This window comes from Candidatus Frankia alpina (genome assembly GCF_902806485.1).
Classification (GTDB): domain Bacteria; phylum Actinomycetota; class Actinomycetes; order Frankiales; family Frankiaceae; genus Frankia; species Frankia alpina.
Map to the genome: position 1 here is coordinate 1 of NZ_CADCWT010000293.1, position 5,209 is coordinate 5,209.

Consider the following 5,209-nt stretch of genomic DNA (forward strand, 5'->3'; position numbering starts at 1 on the left):
ACGTCGGCGTCGGCCACGACAAGGCCCCGCCCGGCCAGGGTGACATCCGAGGTCATGCGGACCGCCCTCGCCGATGCCGACGCCCGGCTGGAGGCCGCCCTCGATCAGCTCGCCCAGGTTGCCCCGCCGTTGCGGGCGCACCGGACGCTGACCCGCCGAAGGCGCCGGCGCCGGCACCGCCCGCCCGGCCAGGACGCCCGGCCGCCGCACCGGTACGACGCCGTCGCGGCCCTGCTCGCTTGCCGGCCGGCGTTGCGTGCACTGACCCGCGAGCTCGACGCGCGCGGCACACCACCCGGCCGCACCGCGGCCCGCGACATCGCCCGAGTGCGGGCCACCGTCGTCGAGACCCGCCGCGCCATGGGCCGCGCCGCTGCCGAGGCGGCCCGCCGCCGCCACCGCCGCCGCACCGCGACCCGCCGCTGAGACCACCGTTCCAGCGGCTGCCATTCCGGCTCTGGCCGCCCAAGGTTCACCCCGCCGGAGTTCGGGCCGACCTGGATGCCACCGTCGCACCTCGGACAACGAACCTTCACCGGTAACGGCCGGTTGCGGTGCACGGGAAGCGGGTTGCGGTGCGATGCGCACGATCCTGGGGCTCAGACCGTGCAAAACGCACCGCAACCGGCCCCTGTCCTGGGTCCCAGCCGGGGATGCTGGGCGCCTCAGGAGGTTCCGGTGGCGTCGGTGAGGTCCACGGCGATCTCGCCGGCGAGGGCGGCGAGGGCGGCGAGGGCGGCGAGGGCGAAGCCGGCGAGCAGGTCCAGCGCGTCCCCGCTCCAGAAGCAGCCCGGGTCGTACCAGTTCGGCGTCCGGCCCGGCGGTAGCAGACCCATCGCCTCGTCACCGGTGCGGGCCAGTTCCAGGGCGTCGGTCAGGCCGATCCGCGAATCGGGCATGCCAGTAAGCATGCCCCACCCGGGCCGGCGCACCGTAGCCTGGCGAGGTGCATCGGCAGGGAGGGACGCGTCAGCCCGGAGGGAGGCGTCGCGGCAGGTGGGGGAAGCTGCTCGGGGTCGCCGGCCTCGCCGGGGTGGCCGCGACCAGCGTCCTGGTCGCCCGCGACCAGCGCCAGCGCAGCTCCTACTCCCCCCGACGAGATCCGCGCCAGGCTCCAGGCGCGGGCTGCCACCGACGGGGGCTCGGTGGCCACGCCGCATACACCGGGCGTCGTCGGCGAGCCCGCCGGAACTCGGCGTGCCCGGCTGCTCGGCCGACTGCCGCGCCGGTTCACCCGACGGAGTTCTGACGCCATCCGCTGATCGCCCGGCCGGGATCTTCCCCGAGCACTCCGGGGACGGTGTTGAGCGCGCGGTGCAGGCTGCCGAGTTGCTTGTGGTGCTCGTCGAACGGGACGGCGACGGTGTAGACGCCGAACCGGGACAGCACCGGCTCGGTCCACGACGCGCTGGCCGTCGACACCAGCGCCGCCGGCTCGTCACCGCCCGCCGCCCAGCCCCCGCAGCGTGCACCGGGCAGGAAGAACACCCCCGCGGCGAACGCGGCGACCATCTCCGGCGCCAGCGGACAGACGGCCAGTTCGATGGTGCGCAGCGCGTCGACGAGGGTCGTCTCCCGGCTGGCCGCGCCGTGGCCCTCGACGACAGCGGGCGCGTCCAACCGGTCCGCGGCGACGAGGGCGATCCCCGGGCCGAGTCCCAGCCAGTGGTCCAGGTGCGGTTCGCCGGGGCGGCGCAGCTCGTCGCGGACCCGCACGACCCGACCGAACGCGGCGAGCAGGTGCGGGCGCAGCAGTCCCCACACCGCCGGGCTGGTCCGCGCGCCGGTGCCGAGCACGGCGACGCCGTCGCAGGTGACGAGGTCGCCGCCGGACAGAAACAGCGGTTCGGGCACCCGCACCTCCGCGGACCGTCCCCGCAGCCCGCGCAGGACCGCGGCCATCACGACCGTCTCCCGCGCGCGGCGGCGCAGCCGGCCGACGGCGACTGCCCCGCCGAGGTCGACGTAGTGATCGCGGGGGAACATCAGGCCGGCGAGTGGGCGCAGGGCGTAGCTCTCGTCCGCCTGGTCGGGGCCGATGACGCCGCCGCCCGCGCCGGGTTCGAGCAGCAGCCGCGGCTGGCGCAGCACGACCGGGGCGAGCGCCGGGACGGACCAGTCGCGCATCACATCGCGGGCCGCGGACAGCCGGGCGTCGTCGGCGGCGCTGACGGCGCGGGCGGCCAGTTCGAGCAGGACCTCCCTGGGCAGGGCGGCAAGGATCTCCGACGGCGCACGGGGGTCGACCCCGAGGTCGGTCAGTGCCGCCCGCACGGCGGCGGACTCCGCCGCGGCCCGGACCGGATCGTAGGCTGGCCGGCCTGACCGGAACACCGACGTCTCCACCGGTTGCACGACGGTCGGATTCTGGATCAGCACCATCGGCCTGCTCACCGCGCACGGCCACACTTCATTGAGACCCACACTTCATTGAGACATTATGCAATTGGCGTCGGCCCACGGAACAACGACGCCCACCGGCCCACCACGTCGCCGTGGCGAAAGTCGGTCAATCGATAGTCCAACCCGTCGCCGCAGAAAAGAATATTCCTTCTACGAAATGCGCGAAGAAATTGACTTGACCGCCGCCGCCATCACCGGCGGCGGCGGAGTCAGAGGACGAGCTCGCCGACGGCCCAGACGGCCGCCATGGCGACGCCCGCCACGAGTTCGACGAGCACGCCGATGCCGAACGCGACGATCGCCGCCCAGGTCGTGCCGCCCGCGGTGCGAAAGTCGCCGAGCCGGATCAGCTCCGCCACGTAGATACCGAAAACCCCACCGATCAGCAGACCGACGACCGGCAGGACGAAGAAACCGACGACCGCACAGACGACGCCGACAACCAGGCTCTGCCAAGGCACCCCGCGCCCGGCGGTGGCCCGCGCGGGCAGCACGTACTTCGTCAACGCACCGATCACGAACAACGCCGTCATCAGGGCCAGCACGATCCAGCGGCCCACCCCGCCGCCGTCGGCGATCACCCACCACAGCCCCGCGCCCCAGACGAGCACCAGGCCCGGCAACACCGGCAGGACGATCCCGACCAGGCCCACGGCCATCACCAGGGCGACGCCGAGCAGCTCACCGGTACTTATGGCGCGTCCTCCCTCGAAATACCTTTCGGAGAAGGTACCGGTCCCGGGATGTCCCCAGGCCCGGCTGACAAACGTGCGACCATGCCGTTCCCGTCATCTTCACCTCAACGCCCACCGACGGCCCCCAGCCGACCACCCGCCTCCGCCGACCGCCCCGGAATGCCACCATCCGCGGTCGGAGCATTACGTGCGGCGAGGCGTCGCGCGGTCTCGGCGAGGGCGGCGCGCAGCTCCTCGGGCGCCAGCACCTCGACCCCGTCGCTGAGCGCCAGCAGCTGGGCCAGCGCGACCTCCGGACCCTCGGTGACCAGCTCCACCACCCGCCAGCCGGCGCCGTCCGGCGGCGATGCGCCCGCGAGGGCGTCGCGGGCGGCGAACGGGTCAACCGCGTGCCGCAGGCCGTGCAGCGCCACCGGGGACAGCCGAAGCCGGCAGGTCCAGCGCAGCAGGGAGCGGGCGAACTCCTCGCCGCCCGCCCGCCACCAGGCGGCGAGATCGAAGTCGTCCAGCCGGTCGAACGTCTCCGCCCGCACGCCGGCCTGGGTAATCCGCCCGACCCGGTAGCTGCGAACATCGCCCCGGTGCCGGGCCACCAGGTACCAGGTACCAGGTCCCCGCCTTGCAGACCAGCCCGAACGGATCGACCCGCCGCGCCACGCCCCGCACCGACTCCCGGCCCCGATCGGCCTCCTCGCCCCGGCCCGCCACCTTGCCCCGGTCGGCCGAACCGGCGGTGGCCGCACCGTCGCCGTCGCCGGGGCGAACGTAGCGCAGGTCGACGCGGCGGCCGGCCCACACCGCCTCGGCGAGTGTGGCCAGATGCGGCACGGCCTCCGCGCGGTGGAACCACCCGGGCGCGTCGAGCAGGAACCGCTGGCGGACCTGCCCCGTCCGGACGCGGGGCCGCGGCGGCAGCGTGGCGAGCACCTTGGTGCGCGCGGCCGCGGCGACCGAGGCGAGCCCCAGCCCGCCGAGCACCTCGGGCCCCGCGCCGAGCAGCAGCAGCGCCGCCGCCTCGTCGCCGGTGAGCCCGTCGAGGCTGGTGCGCCAGCCGTCCAGCCGCACCCCGCCGGCCCGGCCCGGCTCGGTCCACAGCGGCACCCCGGCGTCCTGCAACGCGGCGATGTCGCGGTGCACCGTGCGGGCGGACACCTCCAGCTCGGCGGCCAGCTCCGCCGCCGTCGCCCGCCGCACGGCCTGCAGGTGCAGCAGCAACGCGGTCAACCGGCTCGATCGCACCCCGCGATGCCAGGCCGGAAACCATGACGGAGGATGGCAGGGTTTCCGGCACAGGATGGCCGGGTGACGACCTCCACGGCCTCCTGGCGCGACTTCGAAACCGCCCACCCCGCCCTCGCCGACACCGTACGCACCCGGTTCGAGGCGTTCCGCCATCACATCCTGGCCACGATCCGCGCCGACGGCTCCCCGCGCACCAGCGGCATCGAGGTCACGTTCCGCTCCGGCGAGCTGTGGCTCGGCAGCATGCCCGACGCCCGCAAGTCCCGCGACCCCCGCTTCGCACTGTCCGCCAACCCCGGGCCGGGCACCGACATCGCCGGCGGCGACGTCCGCATCGCCGGCCTCGCCCGCTGGGTCGACGACCCGCGGACCCTCGCCCTGTTCGCCGAGGAGGTCCAGCCCCCCGAGCTGTTCGACCTGTTCTGCGTCGGGCTCACCGAAATCGTCCGCACCACCGTCGACGAACCCGCCGAGGAGATCGTCCTCGCCAGCTGGCGCCCCGGCTACCCCGCCATCCGCACCCAGCGCCGCGGCAACAGCGCCGCCGACATCCGCGAAACCTGGACCGAAGCAAACGCCTGATGCGGTAATTCTCGTCAGAGCACGGATGCGGGAGAATGCCGCGGATGCCCCGACCGGTGCGAGTCCGGCTGTGGCATGCTCGGTCAATGCCAGACGGGGTGGCGCAGGAACGGCCCTACGACTTCTTCATCAGCTACACCCTGACGACGCTGACTGGGCGACGTGGGTTGCTTGGCAGCTCGAAGAGCTGGCAGATCCGTTGGGCCGTCCGTTCCGGGTCCTCATTCAGGACTGGGACCTCGTCGCCGGCACCAACTTCGTGACGCGCATGCATGACGGTCTCGCCC

General features: G+C 73.9%; 7 protein-coding genes and 2 pseudogenes. 3 read left to right on the forward strand and 6 right to left on the reverse strand.

The window, feature by feature from the left end; genetic code table 11:
- Positions 1–426: hypothetical protein (locus G6R25_RS21115; RefSeq protein ID WP_205447310.1), on the forward strand; the 426-nt coding region annotated here is incomplete at its 5' end.
- Between the two features lie 239 nt (positions 427–665).
- On the opposite strand, the gene G6R25_RS21120 is transcribed toward G6R25_RS21115, so the two are convergent.
- The 6 genes and pseudogenes from G6R25_RS21120 to G6R25_RS29910 all read right to left on the reverse strand — a co-directional run.
- Positions 666–899 (reverse strand): hypothetical protein, encoded by a 234-nt coding sequence (locus G6R25_RS21120; RefSeq protein ID WP_163554308.1) that lies wholly within the window; start codon positions 897–899, stop codon positions 666–668.
- Positions 900–1,230: 331 nt separating this feature from the next.
- Positions 1,231–2,382, reverse strand: coding sequence for an amidinotransferase (locus G6R25_RS21125; protein ID WP_163554310.1), 1,152 nt, complete (start codon positions 2,380–2,382; stop codon positions 1,231–1,233).
- 230 nt (positions 2,383–2,612) lie between these two features.
- Positions 2,613–3,062 carry a DUF456 domain-containing protein gene (locus G6R25_RS21130; protein WP_163554312.1) on the reverse strand — a complete coding sequence of 150 codons (450 nt, stop codon included), beginning with the start codon at positions 3,060–3,062 and terminating at the stop codon, positions 2,613–2,615.
- A 140-nt stretch (positions 3,063–3,202) separates the two neighbouring features.
- Entirely contained in the window at positions 3,203–3,511 is a 309-nt protein-coding gene (locus G6R25_RS32015; RefSeq protein ID WP_473246923.1) for a WYL domain-containing protein, read from the reverse strand.
- 156 nt (positions 3,512–3,667) lie between these two features.
- Positions 3,668–3,841 (reverse strand): annotated as a pseudogene (locus G6R25_RS32020) (hypothetical protein); the annotation flags it as partial.
- A gap of 382 nt (positions 3,842–4,223) precedes the next feature.
- Positions 4,224–4,445: pseudogene (locus G6R25_RS29910) on the reverse strand (hypothetical protein); the annotation flags it as partial.
- On the opposite strand from G6R25_RS29910, the gene G6R25_RS21140 reads away from it, so the two are divergent.
- A complete protein-coding gene (locus G6R25_RS21140) occupies positions 4,371–4,922 on the forward strand; it encodes a pyridoxamine 5'-phosphate oxidase family protein (protein ID WP_163554311.1) in 552 nt (183 codons plus the stop codon). The pseudogene G6R25_RS29910 and the gene G6R25_RS21140 sit on opposite strands and share 75 nt — an antisense overlap.
- A gap of 25 nt (positions 4,923–4,947) precedes the next feature.
- Positions 4,948–5,209: toll/interleukin-1 receptor domain-containing protein (locus G6R25_RS25545; protein ID WP_205447311.1), on the forward strand; the 262-nt coding region annotated here is incomplete at its 3' end.

Coding starts and splice junctions, on each gene's coding strand:
- G6R25_RS21120 (WP_163554308.1), bottom strand. CDS start 899: ATGCCCGATTCGCGGATCGGCCTGACCGACGCCCTGGAACTGGCCCGC.
- G6R25_RS21125 (WP_163554310.1), bottom strand. CDS start 2,382: ATGGTGCTGATCCAGAATCCGACCGTCGTGCAACCGGTGGAGACGTCG.
- G6R25_RS21130 (WP_163554312.1), bottom strand. CDS start 3,062: ATGGCCGTGGGCCTGGTCGGGATCGTCCTGCCGGTGTTGCCGGGCCTG.
- G6R25_RS21140 (WP_163554311.1), top strand. CDS start 4,371: ATGGCAGGGTTTCCGGCACAGGATGGCCGGGTGACGACCTCCACGGCC.